Annotated in this window: 1 pseudogene; it reads right to left on the reverse strand. The window is 56.8% G+C overall.

Annotated elements, in window-relative coordinates:
- Positions 1-366: 366 nt before the first annotated feature.
- Positions 367-923 (reverse strand): annotated as a pseudogene (locus tag P0D80_RS50540) (ATP-binding protein).
- Positions 924-969 lie beyond the last annotated feature (46 nt).

Raw genomic sequence — 969 nt, forward strand, 5'->3', positions numbered from 1 at the left:
ATGCTTTGCAGCAGTGCGATTAATGCCGTGGTCTCGCCCAGTAAAGTTATGAAATGAGTGTCTCTCCCTGCGCCGGACGCCAGCCCGCTCTAGTCAAAGATCCGCGACCGGCCTACTGTCCCAACGCTAGAAATTGCTCACACCGTGCCGCGCAATGTTTTCGACCGATAACGGCATCATTTTTCAATTCCGACGTTTCGGTGGTCGGCCTTACATTTTTTCTGTTTGTCGGAATACCCATTTCTCGACGTTTCTGCGGTCAGCTTGACGCGCATCGATCGCGTCAGAATGAGCGCCCGTGCGCGTCCCGCGCCAAGGTGAATTTGAAGCCGGTGCTTTTCGGCCGGCAGGGATGGCCGGCTCCTATTAATTTCTGGCCCATCTTGTCAACGTCACGCGCAATATCCCCACAAGTGTCGAAGTAAATTCCCCACCCGGTGTATTTGCGGTGATCAGTCGCCCGAATGGATCAGGTGAGCTTTTTCGGGGGCGGCCTGGGCGTCGGTGTACCGGTTCCGCCGCTGCGGGACTGAGGAAAGATGATCGGTTGCGAAGACGGTCAGGCAATAGGTCGACATGGTCACGCAGTCGATATGACGACCCTTCTATCTGGACCACGATCGCGTGGCAATCTGTCGAGCAGCGCTGCGACGACGCTGTCCCAGAAGACCCGCCCCATTCGCCGAAGCTCCGATTGGACGTGAGAATGAATCCGCAACGTTCATAGCATGCATTTACCAGCTGGAAGAAAAGGTTGCCGCCGTTGGAACCGATCAGCAGATAGCCGACCTCGTCGACGATAAGGAGAATGTTGCGCGCAAGGAGCGCACCCGTTGTGTCAGGTTGCCTTCGCGTTCGGCCTTTGCCATTGAGTTGACGATGTCTGCCAGCGAGCCGAAGTACACGCTTTTGCCCGCACGCACCGCCTCGACGCCCAAAGCAATGGAAAGGTGTGACTTGCCCGTTCCC

This window comes from Paraburkholderia sp. RL17-373-BIF-A, assembly GCF_046030175.1.
Classification (GTDB): Bacteria; Pseudomonadota; Gammaproteobacteria; order Burkholderiales; family Burkholderiaceae; genus Paraburkholderia.